At 44.7% G+C, this 16272-nt stretch carries 15 protein-coding genes; 8 read left to right on the forward strand and 7 right to left on the reverse strand.

Annotated features, from left to right (window positions below; genetic code table 11):
* Positions 1-286 precede the first annotated feature (286 nt).
* Positions 287-3613: an EAL domain-containing protein gene (locus JGK36_RS02415; protein ID WP_293195915.1), complete on the forward strand. Its 3327-nt coding sequence runs from the start codon at positions 287-289 to the stop codon at positions 3611-3613.
* A gap of 268 nt (positions 3614-3881) precedes the next feature.
* Here the strand turns inward: JGK36_RS02415 and sipA are convergent, their stop codons facing one another.
* Positions 3882-4103, reverse strand: a complete 222-nt coding sequence (sipA, locus tag JGK36_RS02420; RefSeq protein ID WP_293176014.1) for a regulatory protein SipA — start codon at positions 4101-4103, stop codon at positions 3882-3884.
* Between the two features lie 148 nt (positions 4104-4251).
* On the opposite strand from sipA, the gene rbfA reads away from it, so the two are divergent.
* The 3 genes from rbfA to JGK36_RS02435 all read left to right on the forward strand — a co-directional run bounded on the left by rbfA (position 4252) and on the right by JGK36_RS02435 (position 7054).
* Positions 4252-4701, forward strand: a complete 450-nt coding sequence (gene rbfA / locus JGK36_RS02425; RefSeq protein WP_293176012.1) for a 30S ribosome-binding factor RbfA — start codon at positions 4252-4254, stop codon at positions 4699-4701.
* Positions 4702-4820: 119 nt separating this feature from the next.
* Positions 4821-6467: a glycoside hydrolase family 3 N-terminal domain-containing protein gene (locus JGK36_RS02430; protein WP_293195917.1), complete on the forward strand. Its 1647-nt coding sequence runs from the start codon at positions 4821-4823 to the stop codon at positions 6465-6467.
* 356 nt (positions 6468-6823) lie between these two features.
* Positions 6824-7054, forward strand: a complete 231-nt coding sequence (locus JGK36_RS02435; RefSeq protein ID WP_293150704.1) for a DUF4327 family protein — start codon at positions 6824-6826, stop codon at positions 7052-7054.
* An 86-nt stretch (positions 7055-7140) separates the two neighbouring features.
* Here the strand turns inward: JGK36_RS02435 and JGK36_RS02440 are convergent, their stop codons facing one another.
* From JGK36_RS02440 to JGK36_RS02450, 3 genes are all read right to left on the reverse strand, one after another.
* Positions 7141-7551 (reverse strand): hypothetical protein, encoded by a 411-nt coding sequence (locus JGK36_RS02440; protein WP_293176008.1) that lies wholly within the window; start codon positions 7549-7551, stop codon positions 7141-7143.
* A 442-nt stretch (positions 7552-7993) separates the two neighbouring features.
* Complete coding sequence (locus JGK36_RS02445; RefSeq protein WP_293176006.1) at positions 7994-9127, reverse strand: ABC transporter ATP-binding protein; 1134 nt, start codon at positions 9125-9127, stop codon at positions 7994-7996.
* Positions 9128-9268: 141 nt separating this feature from the next.
* On the reverse strand, positions 9269-9844 hold the full coding sequence (locus tag JGK36_RS02450) for an HD domain-containing protein (protein ID WP_293189575.1): 576 nt from the start codon (positions 9842-9844) through the stop codon (positions 9269-9271).
* Between the two features lie 77 nt (positions 9845-9921).
* Here JGK36_RS02450 and JGK36_RS02455 point away from each other — a divergent pair, with 77 nt between their 5' ends.
* The 4 genes from JGK36_RS02455 (at position 9922) to JGK36_RS02470 (ending at position 14187) form a co-directional block, all read left to right on the forward strand.
* Positions 9922-10545: a Uma2 family endonuclease gene (locus JGK36_RS02455; RefSeq protein ID WP_293189576.1), complete on the forward strand. Its 624-nt coding sequence runs from the start codon at positions 9922-9924 to the stop codon at positions 10543-10545.
* A gap of 288 nt (positions 10546-10833) precedes the next feature.
* Entirely contained in the window at positions 10834-12270 is a 1437-nt protein-coding gene (locus JGK36_RS02460) for a thymidylate synthase (RefSeq protein WP_293195919.1), read from the forward strand.
* 38 nt (positions 12271-12308) lie between these two features.
* On the forward strand, positions 12309-13178 hold the full coding sequence (locus tag JGK36_RS02465) for a hypothetical protein (protein WP_293195921.1): 870 nt from the start codon (positions 12309-12311) through the stop codon (positions 13176-13178).
* Positions 13179-13635: 457 nt separating this feature from the next.
* On the forward strand, positions 13636-14187 hold the full coding sequence (locus tag JGK36_RS02470) for a dCMP deaminase family protein (RefSeq protein WP_293176028.1): 552 nt from the start codon (positions 13636-13638) through the stop codon (positions 14185-14187).
* Positions 14188-14309: 122 nt separating this feature from the next.
* On the opposite strand, the gene JGK36_RS02475 is transcribed toward JGK36_RS02470, so the two are convergent.
* From JGK36_RS02475 to JGK36_RS02485, 3 genes are all read right to left on the reverse strand, one after another.
* Positions 14310-14813: a hypothetical protein gene (locus JGK36_RS02475; RefSeq protein ID WP_293175996.1), complete on the reverse strand. Its 504-nt coding sequence runs from the start codon at positions 14811-14813 to the stop codon at positions 14310-14312.
* Between the two features lie 76 nt (positions 14814-14889).
* Positions 14890-15495: a VWA domain-containing protein gene (locus JGK36_RS02480; RefSeq protein ID WP_293133918.1), complete on the reverse strand. Its 606-nt coding sequence runs from the start codon at positions 15493-15495 to the stop codon at positions 14890-14892.
* A 123-nt stretch (positions 15496-15618) separates the two neighbouring features.
* Positions 15619-16095, reverse strand: a complete 477-nt coding sequence (locus tag JGK36_RS02485; protein WP_293133916.1) for an NAD(P)H-quinone oxidoreductase subunit N — start codon at positions 16093-16095, stop codon at positions 15619-15621.
* Positions 16096-16272: the final 177 nt, after the last annotated feature.

Below are 16272 nucleotides of genomic sequence, written 5' to 3' on the forward strand. Positions count from 1 at the left end.
GTTATAGGTTGATTCTATCGAAAAAAGTTCCCCCAATACATATTTGTTAATAAAACTGTCATTGGACAGAATTTGCACACTTAAAATCCATATACGGTTATAACTTTAGAGGTAGAGGCAGAGCTGTCACCGGCCAGTTCGCCAACCACAGATCGGGTGGATTTTTAACAAAAAAATTTAATTATGTCTCAGCAGCGCTGTAAAAATCCACGCACTGCATGGAAAGCAGGGCTTTTTATGACTGTGGTAGAGTCTGTGCGACGATCGCCAAAATGAATTAAATCCTATGATAAAAAATGATTCCTCCAAGCATCTGCCGACTTTAGATCAAGTAATTGACCGCTACCCCTTGACAGTTGCGCCCGATACCCCATTAGCAGAAGTCATTACCCTGATGGGCCAACGGCGCGGAAGTTGCTCTCTAAACGCAGACATTCCACCCACCGATATCTACCCGCAACTCACAGAAATCCCAAATCCCCTCACCTCAAGCGCCCTCAGAGACGCCAGAGGTATCTGCGTCTTTGTCGTCGAACAATCCCTCGAAAAATCCGACTCCCAATCTGCTCAAAATTCCCAATTGCAAGGAATCTTCACCGAGAGGGATCTCGTCGATTTGATTGCATCGGGCAAAAACTTAAAAAATGTTACGATCGCAGAAGTTATGCAGCAGCCTGCTGCAACTCTGACGAAAGGTGAAGATCGAGACATTTTTAGCGCCTTAATTCTGTTGGGGCAACAACGAATTCACCATTTGCCAATATTAGACAGTGACGGTCAACTTTTAGGAGTAATTACGCCAGAAAGCATTCGCCAAGGCATGGTGCAACCGGCAAATATCTTAAAAATGCGCCTGGTGAAAGAAGTAATGACTGCACAAGTTATTCAAGCGCCTGTTACCTCGTCAGTTATGAGTTTAGCCGAGTTGATGGCGCAGCACCGCGTTAGCTGCGTGGTAATTACAGCGCCAACAGAATTATCGATGAATTTGTCGTTCCCAATTCCTCTAGGTATAGTCACGGAACGGGATATTGTCGAATTTCAAGCTTTAGATATAGATTTGTCGCAGACGATCGCCGAAACTGTAATGAGTAGCCCTTTATTTAGTCTCAAGCCAGAAGACTCGCTTTGGGTGGCTCATCAGGAAATGCAGCAGCGTTTAGTCCGCAGGTTAGTAGTCACTGCCGAAGGCGGAGAACTGCTGGGAATAGTTACTCAAAGCACTTTACTGAGCGTACTTGACCCGATGGAAATGTCCGGGGCGATCGATATTTTGCACGCCAGCGTCCAAGAACAGACTAGCGAATTGCAAAAAGCGATCGCATCTTTGAGCTTGACTAACAGCCGACTGGAACAGGAAATCGTTACCCGCAAGCAGGCAGAGGTGCGGCTGCAACTGTTAGAATCTGCCGTAGTTAACGCTAACGATGCGATCGTAATAATGGATGCGGGATACAGCGATATCTCCGATCCCACCATCATCTATGTCAACGAAGCTTTTACCCAAATGACCGGTTATCGGCCCGCAGAAATTATCGGCCAAACACCGAGTTGTCTGCGCGGGCCCGACAGCGATGGTTCTCAAGTTGCAAAAATTCGTCGCGCTTTCTCTCGCCGAGAACCCCTGCGCTTGGAATTGATCAACTACCGCAAAGACGGTTCAACTTATTGGGTGGAACTCAACAGCGTACCCGTTGCTGACGAGTCGGGAAACCTGACTCACTGGGTATCCGTGCAGCGGGATATTAGCGATCGCAAGCGCATGGAACAAGCTTTTTTTAAGGAAAAAGAACTAGCTCAAGTTACTCTGCAATCGATCGGCGATGCAGTAATTGCTACTGACAGCCACGGCTACATTTCTACCCTCAATCCAGTTGCCGAAAAACTCACGGGTTGGTCAACCTCAGAAGCTAAAGGTTTGCCCCTCGCGGGCGTGTTGAGAATAGTTGACGAAACTACTCGGATGCCGATCGAAAATATCGCTCAAATTGCTTTGTACGAAGGTCGGATTGTTGACCAAGGACACAACAGCTTGCTGATTGCCCGCCACAACCGCGAATTTGCGATCGACCATTGCGTCGCCCCCATCCACGCCAGCAACGGCACAATTGTCGGGGCCGTCGTTGTATTTCGAGATGTCACCCAAGTGCGAACTCAAGCGCGACAACTCACCTGGCAGGCAACTCACGACCCCCTGACGCAATTGGTTAACCGTCACGAATTTGAGTACCAGCTAGAACACGCCCTGCACAGTTCTCAAGGTTACGGTCAAGAACACGTGATGCTTTACCTGGATCTCGATCGCTTCAAAATAGTTAACGATACTTCTGGTCACGTTGCAGGCGACGAACTGCTGCGCCAAGTCAGCCAGCTACTTAAAAGCAATATCCGCAAAACCGATATTTTGGCGCGCCTGGGCGGCGATGAGTTTGCTGTACTCCTGTACAATTGTCCGCCAGAACAGGGCTTAGATGTTGCAAAATTGCTACTGCAAAACATTCAGGAATTTCGGTTTGCGTGGCAGGACAAAACTTTTGCGATCGGCGTCAGTATCGGTTTGGTGGCAATTAATCGCAAAACAGTATCGACTTCTGCGGTGTTGAGCGCGGCAGATCTAGCCTGCTATGCTGCTAAAAATAAAGGCCGCAATCGGGTGCAGGTTTATCAACCGGGCGATCGCGAATTAATCAAACAGCACGGCGAAACCCAGTGGGTGGTCGAAATCAATCAAGCTTTAGAAGATAATCGGTTTCGCTTGTACTCTCAGCCGATCGTACATTTGCTCAACTCTCCGACCACCAGCACCCACTGCGAAATCCTCCTCCGCCTTCAACTTCAGACTGGTCAGTTAGTCTCACCAATGGCATTTATTCCGGCAGCCGAACGCTATAACTTGATGCACGCGATCGATCGCTGGGTAATTCGCACTTTATTTAGCAATTTATCTCAAATTTTTACAGCAAATCTCTTAGTCCAAAACCCGGGGGCAGACAGCGATAACATAGTTACATTGCCTGCCTACTGTTCCTTATCTAATTCACAATCTTCATTTGACAAATATTCTAGCCTTTATGCGATCAACCTTTCTGGGGACAGCATTAACGAAGAAAAATTCATCGACTTTATTCAAGAGCAGTTTTCTCTCTATCAAATACCGCCGGAAATAATTTGTTTTGAAATTACCGAAACCGTGGCGATCGCGAATCTCAGCAAAGCAGCCTGCTTAATTTGGAAACTCAAGGAACTCGGCTGCCAGTTTGCCTTGGACGACTTCGGTAGCGGGATGTCTTCTTTTGCTTACCTGAAAAATTTGCCTGTTGACTATATCAAAATAGATGGCAATTTTATTAAGAATCTTGCCGAGAATCCTATTGATATTGTCATGGTTGAAGCTATTACCAAAATTGCCCACGCCATGGGAATTAAAACTATTGCCGAGTATGTGGAAAGTCAAGCAGTTATGGATAAACTCAAGGAACTTGGGGTAGATTACGGTCAAGGTTATTATTTGGGAAAGCCTCAAACTTTTACTTTTGGCTCTCCTATTGTAGAGGAAGTTTTGGGAGAATTTTCGGTTGATTCTTTGGGTTTTGAGACCAAGTTAGCTTCTTGAATAGTTGACAGTTGACAGTTGACAGTTGACAGTTGAGAGGGGAGCATCTCAGTTTTGCTATAGTGCGAGCGTCCCCGCTCGCGTGCTTGTACACACGCGAGCGGGGACGCTCGCACTGTAAGAAAAAATGCTTCTTGCAAAACTGAGATGCTCCCGTTGAGAGAAGGAAGAGGGAGAATTTCCCAATTACCAATTCCCAATTACCAATGACAACTATTCAACAAGCCAACCGCCAACTGCTTTCCTGTCAACTGCCAACTGCCAACAGTCAACTGATAGCAGCTTCAATGTACTGACTGTCTAAGAGAAAAGCACCTTTTTCAAATCGAATGCCCCAATAATTGCCGGGACGCCGATCGATCACAACACCCTGGGCCCCGATCGCAATTACATTCGCAGGCCGCAGCATCGGCATCGGTTCGGCAGTTTTCACGAAAGGTGGCATCGCCACAACTCGGACTTTTTGACCGATGGTAAATTCTTTATCCATAGTTTTTATGTTTTTATTGGCGATCGGGACACGGCTAGGTTAGCCAAAATTCATTGTGGCGTACTTTTGGCAGAACTCCCGCCTACGGCTTTGTGTCAAACTAAGAATTGATAGAAAATGGCTGATATAAAAGTAGGGGATAATTGGTATGGCTACAAGTCGTCGCATAGAGCGCGTAGCTTCAATGATTAAGCGGGAAGTCAGCCTGATGTTGATCAACGGCATTAAGGACGATCGAGTCGGTGCAGGTATGGTTAGCGTTACCGATGTCATTGTTTCGGGAGACCTTCAGCATACAAAAATCTTTGTCAGCATTTACGGTACTGATGAGGCCAAGGCCGAGACTATGGAAGGTTTGAAATCGGCAACTAGCTATGTCCGCAACCAGTTAGGCCAGCGGGTACAACTGCGTCGGACGCCGGAAGTGATATTTCTCGAAGACCGTTCCCTGGAACGGGGTGATAAAATGGTGATACTGCTGAATCAGCTTTCTGCCGATCGCAAACCAGGTATGTTTGACAACGAAGAATTGACGGATGATGGCGAAAAATTGGCAAATGATGATGATGATGATGATTTAGAAGAAGACGAGGATTAATCTCAAATCCGGTGGCATTGGAATTATGTAATGCGAGTGTCCAAATCTATAATTCCAATGCCCAATTCCCAATTCCCAATTCCCAAATCCCAAATCTAAAATCCCAAATCTAAAATCGAATGATTGACAATCTTTCCTTGCCCGAACTTGTAGCCCAGATGTTCGTGGTGCGCGCTTCAGGCTACTTGTTTGACCACCAAATTCGCTATCGGGCCTGGGAACCAACGGCCGACAAACTCCGCTATTATCTGGAAAATTTGGGCGTGGGTGGGGTAATTTTGGTGGGGGGAAGTGCTGCGGAATTGGCTGTTCGATCGCACCAATTGCAGTCTTGGGCAAAATTTCCGCTGCTGCTGGCTGCTGATATTGAGGAAGGTGTCGGCCAGCGGTTCGCCGGAGCGACTTGGTTTGGGCCGCCGATGGCTATTGCTGAAATTGCGCGGCACGATGCAGGTAAAGCCGATCGCTATGCGGAACAAATGGGGGCTGTGACTGCGATCGAAGCTAGGGCGATCGGTCTCAATTGGATTCTCGCACCGGTGGTCGATGTTAACAACAATCCCGACAATCCTGTGATTAACGTCCGCGCTTTTGGCGAGACATCGGAAATTGTCGGAAAATTGGCAAGTGCTTTTATTCGCGGTGCTCTCGAACACCCGATTTTAACTACGGCTAAGCATTTTCCCGGCCACGGAGATACGGCGGTTGATTCTCACTTGGAATTGCCGGTTTTGCCGCATTCGCCCGATCGATTGGCTGAGATTGAGTTGCCTCCTTTTGTAGGGGCGATCGCCGCCGGGGTCGATGCTGTGATGAGTGCTCACTTGCTGATTCCGGCTTGGGATGACCAGTTTCCGGCTACTCTTTCTCGCAAAATTTTGATCGGGAAGCTGCGGGAAGAGTTGGGATTTGATGGTTTGATTGTAACGGATGCTTTGGTGATGGGCGCGATCGCCAATAAGTACGGCGCTAATGAAGCTGCTGTTTTGGCCGCTGAGGCTGGTGCTGATGTTTTGCTGATGCCGCTTGACCCAGAAGGGGCGATTCTGGCTGTCTGCGAAGCTGTCACTCAAGGGCGACTCGACATAGCACAAATCAAGGAATCTGTCAATCGAATCTGGAAGGCGAAAATTAAAGTGGGTTTGTCGATCGACCAAACAGCGACAAATCCCAAATTCGACCCCCCTCAACCGCCTCTGAGCAAGGGTGGGAGTTCCAGCGACTTAATTTTGCTGGCAACAGCAGAGGCAAGGGCGACGGCTGCCGATATTTTGCGAGATTCTTTAAAATTTGGTGGCGCTTTGCCTTTAGTGGCTAAAAAACCCTCGGAAAAGCAAATTTTGCGGAATTTGATTGTGGTAGATGATGTTTTGGGTTGCGAGTTTTTGGGAAAACACACTCCGGCGATCGCTATTCCCGAACAGTTTGGTTACGAATTGCAACTAATTGACGATCGGACAGGCGATTTGAGTCATAATTCAAGCGCAGAGCATTTTTCTCCGACACTGCTGCAAATTTTCATTCGCGGCAATTGCTTCCGAGGTAGTGCCGGATTGACCCAAGCGGCTCAAGATTGGTTTAAGAATTTATTAAAGACGGGAGAACTGCAAGCTGTGGTAGTTTACGGAAGTCCCTACGTTTTAGAACAATTTTTGCCGCACTTGCCTCCGACTATTCCTTATATATTTTGTTTCGGACAAATGCCCGCAGCGCAATCTCTCACTCTAGAGTTGCTGTTCGGCATTAACAAAACGGGGAATGCTTGATCTGCCAGACTGCTGAGTCTTTCCTTGGCTTCATCAGCACTTAAATCGATCCACCCGGTTTCTGTCAAAAATTTTGCTTTTGCGGCGCAGCATCCAGAAACCGGGAATCTGTCGCAACTTTCTAAGTCCTGAATGAAGCTTTGCCGTATATTCGCGTGTTAGCCTGGAATATCTGCCACGTCTCAAAATCCCCAAGCAGATCCCATTGCTCGCTCATCATCTCTATAAGTTTTTCAAATTAATCTGCAAACAGTATCTCAGTATACAGAAAAAAAATTAACTTCCATAATCCTAAGTTTGGATTATATTATTAACAGGGCCATAATTTTTTAGTAGTAAAACCTTGAGGGCGCATTATGATTCAGTCAACTATCAGAATCCAATACTCTTTAGATGTTATCCAAGACGAAGCACGCCACCTCGTCCATGAAGGCGTACTCAGCAGGCAACAGCCTATTTACACACTGTGTCAGTTCATTCCGCCCCGAGAATGGGCTTGCGTAGAAGGAGAATTGGAAAAATGCGATTTCTTGTTGCGCGATCGCATCGCCGACTTAATCGGTACTGAAAACTGGGACAACGACTAAATTGTGGTTCTGTTTAATAAGTTTGCAAGTGGGTTTGCAAGTGGGTTTCCAACTAAATTCGGGCTGTGTTAAAGATGCTTGATCCTTTAATCAGGGTAATTTTCAGCGCGCAAATTTTCCAACTCTATTCTGAGCGCTGCCATCTGTGCAGTTAATTCTTGAATCTCTAGTTTTACATCAGGCTGTACAACCAACTCGGGAGGAGTGTCAGTTGCTGTATCCGATTGCTGATGCGATCCGGATTCCTCGCTGCGTGCATTCTCCCGATCGCCTGGTTGAGAGAAAATAGTATCGACAAAATTACGGGCTTCTCGATCGGTCATTTCTCCTTTTTCAACCAACTCCGAAGCTAGTGGACTTAAATCCGACTGACGAAGTTTGTCCAGATTTTCTTCTCGCTTCTGGGGATCTTGCAGTGTCTCAAGTAAAAAGGAAGTTGCACCTAAAGTTAGGTGAAATCCAGTTTGCAGCATTTGAGGCAGGTTATCGGGATTCATCTAAGAAATGCCGCTAGAAAGTTTTTCGGAGTTTTTGGTTCGCCAGTTAATCCCTATGCGGCGGGATTGCCGCTTTTCGAGCGCAGATGCGAAGTTGTTGGTCGCGATGCCCGTTCACAAAAGTACGCCTTTAGAGGGATGATTTTTTTTCGCAATACAATCATTCTATCATTACTGCGTAAATTCCGAAACGTCAAGTGTAAAGTTTTGTGAAGAAGACTGAGACCTAGCCTGTGGATGGAACAGTCGAGCGATTTGAGATTTGAGATTTGAGATTTGAGATGGAACAGGAGTTACCGACTGCGATCGCAGAAAGCCGGGGCTAGAAACCCAGTTTCTGAGAAAAATTTGCAACGAGAAACGAGAAATATTCGTAGAAACCGGGTTTCTGAGGTTGCAAGTGCATAAATCAAATCTATTTGACCTTTGAGATTTAATGCGGTTAGGGATACAGCGCCTCGCCGGTGGATGGGTCAAAAATAAATAGTCGATCGAAGTCAAGCTGTACCGTCAGCCGATCGCCCGGACGCAAGCGAACACCCGCCGGTACTTGTAACTGTACAGTAGTTTCAGCACCCAACGCAGGTAAACTCGCCCGGATTAAAATTTCTCGCCCCAGAGGTTCAACTACTTTTACCTCTACATCGAGAGGGACTTTTTCTAAAGCCCAAATATCCCTATTGAAATCATCCTCTTCTGCTGTTTGTGGCGTAAAGATTTCTATATTTTCTGGACGAATTCCCAAATCAAATGCTTGTCCTTCTTTCGCCTGCAATCTTTTATGAATCGAGGGCGGACAGGCTAAAGATTGACTTCCTACCTGAAAAGATTCGTTTGCATAAATTGCAGGTAAAATGTTCATAGCAGGATTGCCTAAAAATGTGGCAACCATCCGATTAGCTGGTTTAGCGTAAATGCTTTGCGGGTCTCCGATTTGCTGAATTTTGCCTCCATTTAAAACTACAATTTTATCAGCTAAAGTCATCGCTTCCACTTGGTCGTGGGTGACATAAACTGTGGTAATTCCCAGCCTTTGATGGAGTTGTTTGAGTTCGGCCCTAGTGTCGTCTCGCAGTTGGGCGTCGAGGTTGGAAAGCGGTTCGTCTAAAAGAAATACTTTGGGTTCGCGGGCGATCGCCCTTCCGAGTGCTACCCGCTGCTGCTGTCCGCCTGATAGCTGTTTCGGCTTGCGGTTGAGGAGGTGATCGATCGAGAGCGATCGGGCTACAATTTCGACTCTTTCTTTAATTTTTGCAGCATCAACATTCCGCATCCGCAATCCAAAAGCCAAATTTTCGGCGACAGTCATGTGCGGGTAAAGCGCGTAATTTTGAAATACCATTGCGACATCGCGCTGTCTCGCCGGAATGTTATTAACTAAATTATCTCCAATATAAAGATTGCCAGAAGTTGCAGTTTCCAAACCTGCAATTGTCCGCATAATTGTAGACTTTCCGCAGCCGGAGGGCCCGACTAATACCCAAAATTCTCCATCCGGGATTTTGAAACTGATGTTTTCAATCGCGGTGACATTTTGGTAGCGTCTAGTAATATTTTCTAAGCGAACGTTTGCCATTTGTTAGTAGTTATTGGTTACTGGTTATTAGTTATCTGCTAGACCTCTAGGGTGCGTCAGACGAAGTTATACAACGATTATCTAGGGTTCCAGATTTGACGCACCTACGATATGTGCCAGTTGGCATTAGTCCTATGGCTTTTACCTTTTATCTTCGGAAAGCTTGTTCAATTCTAAAACTGTGCGGGCTAATTCTTCAACGATTGGTGTAGATTCAGCTTGGCGTAATGCTTCTACTAAAGAATTGTAATACCAGAGAGTACCATCTTTTTTGCCTTTGAAGCGTTCCCAAACGCGATCGCCTAATTCACGGTAATCTTTCAGGATCGATCGCGCATTATAAAGTTTATCAGCCGCCGAGACCAATCTGACGGAGTGGGAAGCTTGAGAAATGCGATCGATATAAGCTTGTTTGCGATCGCGCCAAGGGGGTTTCGCCGTCGCATCGCTGTCGGTACAGCCGTCTACAATCGCTGTGACGATATCCCCAAAGTGGTTGCGGATGGCTTCGCGGGTGGTGGGGCCGCCTCGATCTTCGATCGCATCATGAAGCAAAGCTGCGATCGCCTCATCTTCCGAAGCCCCGTATTCCAAAGCTATACTAGCAGTACCCAATAAATGAGCGATATACGGAACACCAGAACCTTTGCGGACTTGAGTTGCGTGCAATTCGGCGGCATAGGTGAGGGCTTCAGAAAATCGGTTTGATAGTATCATAGAAGTTACCTTATTTAATCCAGTCATCAAAGGCTAATCTCCTGTAAACTTAAAATATTCAAAGAGAGGTTGCGATCGTGACAGCTACTATAATCATACCAAAAAATGCCGACAAAAAATCACAGCCAGAATCACCGCCCGAATTAGAAAATACACCACAAATTCAACCCAAATCTGATCCACAAACAATCATATCTCTCGAAGATTTTTTAGTCAAACCGCCTGATAGAATGGAATGGGTTGACGGCAACTTAGTAGAGAAAACAGGAATGACATTCAAACACAGTTTGGCTCAATCTAAACTATCTACATCCTGGAGAAATTACCAAAATTCCAGCGGACAGGGAGGAGAAGTTCTGACCGAAATACTTTGTCGCACTAACAAGCAGGGCCGCCGACCAGATATCGCTTACATTACTCCCGAACTGCTGCCACAATCAGGCAATTTTACAGCATTTTCCCAAAGTTTTCCCTTGATAGCAGAAGTTGCTTCTCCCGAAGATAGCGGCGAAGAATTATTTGCAAAAGCTCACGAATATTTGGAGTCGGGCTGTCAAGAAGTCTGGCTGCTTTTTCCTGAAGCTAGATTAATATTTGTGAATGCCGGGGAACGCTGGCTGTTGTTTAATGCAGATGAAGTTGTTAACACTCAAACTGTACTTGCAGGTTTTAGCGTAGCTGTCAACGAACTACTCATTTAAAAAACTTAAATTGTTTTGCTAAATATTCAGATTTTATTGAAATTAATGATTGCTTAATCTCTCTCTTCTCCTCCACTGCACCCTCTGCCCCCTCTACCATGCGGTTCATTCATAAAAATCTTGGTAAAATTTTAGCAAAAATGTCCTCAAAGTTTGTTAAGCTGTTCTAGCAGTTTTTTTTGACTTGTAGTCACCATCACAGTAATGAGTCAGCAGGCAACCCTATTCCAGTACAAACCACTACACAAGCCAAACCAACTGATTTGCGGAACTGGTCAAACCGCTGTAGTGACTGGATGGACTGTAAAGCAAGCGATCGCCAAACACCTTCACGCCCATGAGTTTGCTGTGATTGGACAGTTGTACAGTTCAACTCGTGGAATTAGCTTTCTGATTCGGAATCTTTTATTCAATCCCCATGTCCGCTTTTTAGTAATCATGAACGCTACAAAAGAAGACCTCAATGCTGGTGGATGTAAGTGCCTGCTGGACTTCTTCCGTAATGGGTTTACAGAAGGAACCAGTGATACCGGACGAAAATGTTGGGTGATTAATTCTCCTATTACTGGGTATATTGATATTGAAATTCCAGCTAGTGCTTTGGAACAATTACGACAATCGATAGAGGAACCTGTAGAAGCAAAATCCATTTCTGAAGCTGTAGCCTCTGTCAAGTCTTACTCACAACAGAACATACTTGAACCGTGGGGTAATTACTTAGAATTTCCTATCTCTGAAATCGTTCCTACTATTCAACCTGGACCGCGTTACGGTCATCGGATAGAAGGAACAACTATTGCAGAAACTTGGGTTAAAATTATTCATCGCATCAAAACAACAGGTACAATTCGACCGACTGGCTACGATGGCAAATGGCAAGAATTAATTGATTTAATAGCTGTGGTGAAAAATGAGCCACCAGGCTTTTATTTCCCCGAACCAAATTATCTGCCCATTGACCGTCCTTTTGTTCAAGAATACACTTCACAAATATTAGATGATTCAGTGAAACGAGAAGGTGTTAAATACACTTATGGGCAGCGTCTTCGTTCTTGGTTTAATGGACGCGACCAGATTGAACAAGTTATTAATAAATTAATAGGTGAGATTGACGCTGCTAGTGCAGTTATGTCGCTGTGGGATGTAGCCGATCACGATTCAGGTGGCAGTCCATGCCTTAACCATATCTGGCTAAGAGTTGTGGATAACGAACTGTCAATGACTGCTACTTTCCGCAGTAACGATATGTTTAGCGCCTGGCCTGCTAACGCTATAGGATTGCGAAAATTGCAAGAACACATTCGAGACGCGATCGCCGATCGATCGGAGTACGATCTCAAGATGGGTCCACTGATTACCATTAGTCAGAGTGCTCATATCTACGATGATACTTTCGATTCAGTTGACCGGATTATCAACCAGCACTATCAAAAAATAGTTGATGCAGAACGTAGACGTTATTTCGATCCAAGTTATTCTGATTGCGATTCAGTGGGAAACTTCATCATCAAATTGGAGGATAAAACAATAGTTGTTTCCCAAACAACTCCTGGTAGTGGTGAAATTACCAAGCATTATAGTGGCAGAGATCCTCTCAAGCTATTACGAGAAATTTGTGCTAATTCTCCGGCAATACAGCCTGAACATTCAGGTTACTTAGGGCTAGAAATCCAGAAGGCTTTTGGCTGCATTGCAACTGGCAAAAAATATATTCAGGATCAATAAATCTAAGCGTCGTAAAGTTAAAGCATAGGAAATAGTTTATGTCGGTTCTAAGCGAGTGGGATATTATCAATGAGCTAGGTAGAGGGATATTTATTTATCCTTTTAAAGGGAGAGAACATAGCATCAGAGGTTGCTGTTTACGCCTAACGGCAAGTGAATATGCTTATACATTTAACATAGATCAACAGACTCAACAGAAACAAACATTGCTTTTAAAAGATCGACAGGATAATAAACTTATTAAAATTCCAAGCCGAAAAACAGCTATAATATGGACTAATGAGTCAGTATTTGTTAACAATTATTTATGTGGAGTAATTCATTCACAAGTAAAATTAGTGTCACAGGGAATAGGACATCTTGGAACAAGAGTTAATCCTAATTATGGAGGTGTGATGGCTATAGCTCTTCATAATTTATCAGACAACGATATACAGATTAAAGTAGGTGATACTATTGCATATTTAAGAATTCATAGGTTGAGTTCAAAATCTTCTTTTTCTTCGGCATATAGAGACGATCCTGGTAAGCTTCATGATGCTATTCCTGAAGACTATCCAACACCGCCGGAACTTAGAAGCTGGTTAAACGATTCACAAAATCTGTGGAGAAAAGGAGATAAAAATGATATTTTAAAAGCGTTAGAGCAATCGTCTGAATATAAAAAAGCCAAGGATGAGCTTAAACAGAAATCTATTCGCTACCGTTTAGTTTTTAAGTATTTGCCACAGTGGGAACCGATGGTTTGGGCTACGATTGTCGCGGCATTAGCAGCAATTGGGGGAGCAATTGGGACATGGGTAGCAGTTTTGAAACCTTCTTCACCACCTTCTTTTGATCCAAAACCAATCATCACACCAAAGACACAAATAGCACCCACCCCTAAAGCAACCTCTGTTCCAAAATAATACTGTTGAGAAAGCGTAAAAATCAATGAACAAAGTATATATATCTGGTGCTTTAACAGGAATTGAGAAACCAGCAGAAGTCAAGAGTTTCTATGAAGCCATTGGTCTGCTTTGCCAAGAAATAGGTTTTCAAGCGTATGTTCCACATATGTATACCGATCCCATCAATAACCCTGACATTAGTCCTAGCCAAGTATTTGAGAGAGACAAACATCAAGTTAGTACATCAGATTTAGTCATTGCTTACCTTGGCTCCTTCTCTTTTGGTGTGGGAATGGAGCTAGCTTATGCTGAAATGAATAATATTCCTATTGTGATTATTTATGAAAAAGATAAAGTTATATCAAGATTTCCACTGGGTATCCCTACAGTAATTGCTGAAGTTCAGTTTCAGACTTATGAAGATGCTTTGAACCAACTTAAAAACGTTTTGGAACAGAAAAAAATACAGCAGCTTATGAATAAAACCTATCAAAGACCAAATTGGGATGAATACTTTTTGATGTTGGCAAAATTGGCCGCAACGCGATCGACTTGTCTGGCATTTCCCGTCGGCGCGGTAATCGCTAAAAACAGGCAAGTTTTAGCTACGGGTTACAACGGTTCCCCCTCAGGTTCGGTACACTGCACGGCTCAAGGCTTCTGCTATCCGGGTTTGAGCAGTTGCGATGCTAGCAAAACTTTGCCGTCGCGGGCGGTTCACGCTGAAGCAAATGCGATCGCCACTGCTGCCAAACACGGCATATCTACGGCTGGAGCTAGCATTTATGTGACTTTAGAACCCTGCATTTATTGTTTGAAATTAATTATTTCCGCCGGCATTCGCGAAGTATTTTACGAAACTGTTTTTAACAGCGGAGAAAAGGCGGCCTTGAGAGATTCTTTTATAGCCGATGGTATTGTTGAATTCAAACAAATTAAGCTATCTGAAAGTACAGCAAAAAGATCGGCTTCATTTCTGCTGAATCCTACATCTGTTCCAAAAGACGATCGACCATTCGGTTCGTAGTCAGGACTTTAGTCCGCATTCAAGAAGGACTAAAGTCCTCACTACAAACCTTCTCTCTTGGGTTGGTAGTGAGGACTTCAGTCCGCATTAAAGAAGGACTAAAGTCCTCACTACAAACCTTTTCAATCAAACTCATTCACAGCTTGCAAATAGTCGATCGCCGCATCTATCCTCGAACTATACTTAAAAGCAAACTGATCGAACCAATATCTCTCATCGGAATTTTTATCCAAATTCTTCAGCCAAACCTGAGCTTGCCTAACTTTCTGCCTGTGCGTTTGTACGTCTAACTCTGACTGCACAATCTTTTCTGCTGGCTTCGGTGCTAGTGCCGTCACTTCCTGAGGTTTATTTTCTGCTTCGTGCAGAGGCTGAAGCGGTTGTTGTGCAGCCACTTCCTGAGCTTTATTTTGTGCTTCGTATTCAGCCTTGATTTCAGCTAAATCCTTGTCAAAAGTACCAGAATACTTGATATCTGCTGTTTTAAAAGTTTGATTTGACGGCACTGCTGCTGGTTGGGAAAGCGGTTGTGCTTCCACTGGCGGCTGACTTGGCGCGTCGCGATTTTTTTGAGATGCTTGATATTCTGCCCTAAGTTCAGCTAACAGGCGATCGATCGATTCCATGACTTAAAACCCCCTTTAAAAAATCCTGCCCAGCAACCAGGCACAAATATAGTCCCGCAAACAACCCGCAGCCTCCTCAATCAGTTATTGCATTCAGCAATACTTCCGTCAGGGTCATTCCTTCGATATCATCCATCGTCACTGTATCAACGATATCGAATTTAGCTCCGGCGCTTTGCAGTTCGTCATCCAATATCTTGAGAAACTTAGTCGCTTCCGGGGCATTCCCTACTTGAATGAAGGAAATCGCCAGCTCTTCATCTCGATCGAGCTTCCGCGATGCCTCTATAATTGTTTTCATTACTTCCTTGCGATCGTCCGGTTCGCCGTCCGTCACCACTAATATGGTTTCGCCATTTGGCTTGGTCTTACCGGATGCTTTGCGCTGAAAATAATTGTTGAGAGAATCTAGCAGCACCGCAGCCAAATTTGTAGTCCCGGAAGGTTCGTTTTCTTGGAAGATTTGCACTACTTTAGCTGATGTTACATTTTCGTAGCGTTTGAAGCGACCAGAAAAAACGTAAACTGTGATGCCGTCTGGGTCAAGTTCTTCGCATTTATTCGCCAGTGCGACAGTCGATTCTTGCATCAGCGCCCAGCGACTTTTTCCTCCCATCTGGTCTTTGGTGTACATACTGCCGCTTTTGTCAATGATGATTGTATAATCGCGGTTCTGAAGCATAAGATTTTTCCTGTTAATTAAGAAGTTTTTCCAAAAAAGAGCAAAACCAGCGAGCATAAGCGGTTGAGCTTGATTTTGCTCGCTGCGTTTTTTTAGTTGATTTGCGATCGCAAATACCCGAATTTAAGCTGCAACTAAAGCGTTTTTAAGCGGCTTCCAGCTAAAAGCTCGATCGCCCCCCATCTCTACTGCTATTTTAACTCGCGGCTCTAGCGTCGGCAAAACAGTCAAATACTCAACTTCCTGACTCGACAAAACCTGCCCTTCAATAATCCAAAGCACCAGTCCTTTTGATTTTGGCGGCAAATTATCTAATTGAGTTTGCAACATCGGAGGTACATAGTAGGTGTAACCCACAGCCCCTTCATTACCAGTAGTTTTCTTGCCCAAATGCGGCGGCCGCACCCCGTGAACTCCGGTCAAATACATCGCCAAATCGCCCAAACCCCGCGCCGTAATCGTGTACGCACCGTAGCCGGCAGCCCGCAGCCGTCGCAGGTAACGGCCCTCAAATCCTCCCTCTAAAGGAACGTACAGGGCTAGCGACCCCGACTTTTCCAAATCCCGAATCATATCCGCACCAGTTGTAATCAGTCCCATAAATTTGTCTAGCCTGCTGTTTAAAATTTGGTCGATCGCCCATTGCGAGCTTAAAGTATTATAAATGCTAAAGCTGAGGCGAAAAGTTATCAAAAAAGGCCTTGACAAATAACAAACACTTCATGTAATATTGTTAACTGGCGCTGTGAAAGGATACTGAGTAGCTTGCTATTCAAG

It is taken from the genome of Microcoleus sp. PH2017_35_SFW_U_B (assembly GCF_020737865.1).
Classification (GTDB): domain Bacteria; phylum Cyanobacteriota; class Cyanobacteriia; order Cyanobacteriales; family Microcoleaceae; genus Microcoleus.

Coding starts and splice junctions, on each gene's coding strand:
- JGK36_RS02415 (WP_293195915.1), top strand. CDS start 287: ATGATAAAAAATGATTCCTCCAAGCATCTGCCGACTTTAGATCAAGTA.
- sipA (WP_293176014.1), bottom strand. CDS start 4,103: ATGGATAAAGAATTTACCATCGGTCAAAAAGTCCGAGTTGTGGCGATG.
- rbfA (WP_293176012.1), top strand. CDS start 4,252: ATGGCTACAAGTCGTCGCATAGAGCGCGTAGCTTCAATGATTAAGCGG.
- JGK36_RS02430 (WP_293195917.1), top strand. CDS start 4,821: ATGATTGACAATCTTTCCTTGCCCGAACTTGTAGCCCAGATGTTCGTG.
- JGK36_RS02435 (WP_293150704.1), top strand. CDS start 6,824: ATGATTCAGTCAACTATCAGAATCCAATACTCTTTAGATGTTATCCAA.
- JGK36_RS02440 (WP_293176008.1), bottom strand. CDS start 7,551: ATGAATCCCGATAACCTGCCTCAAATGCTGCAAACTGGATTTCACCTA.
- JGK36_RS02445 (WP_293176006.1), bottom strand. CDS start 9,127: ATGGCAAACGTTCGCTTAGAAAATATTACTAGACGCTACCAAAATGTC.
- JGK36_RS02450 (WP_293189575.1), bottom strand. CDS start 9,844: ATGATACTATCAAACCGATTTTCTGAAGCCCTCACCTATGCCGCCGAA.
- JGK36_RS02465 (WP_293195921.1), top strand. CDS start 12,309: ATGTCGGTTCTAAGCGAGTGGGATATTATCAATGAGCTAGGTAGAGGG.
- JGK36_RS02470 (WP_293176028.1), top strand. CDS start 13,636: ATGAATAAAACCTATCAAAGACCAAATTGGGATGAATACTTTTTGATG.
- JGK36_RS02475 (WP_293175996.1), bottom strand. CDS start 14,813: ATGGAATCGATCGATCGCCTGTTAGCTGAACTTAGGGCAGAATATCAA.
- JGK36_RS02480 (WP_293133918.1), bottom strand. CDS start 15,495: ATGCTTCAGAACCGCGATTATACAATCATCATTGACAAAAGCGGCAGT.
- JGK36_RS02485 (WP_293133916.1), bottom strand. CDS start 16,095: ATGGGACTGATTACAACTGGTGCGGATATGATTCGGGATTTGGAAAAG.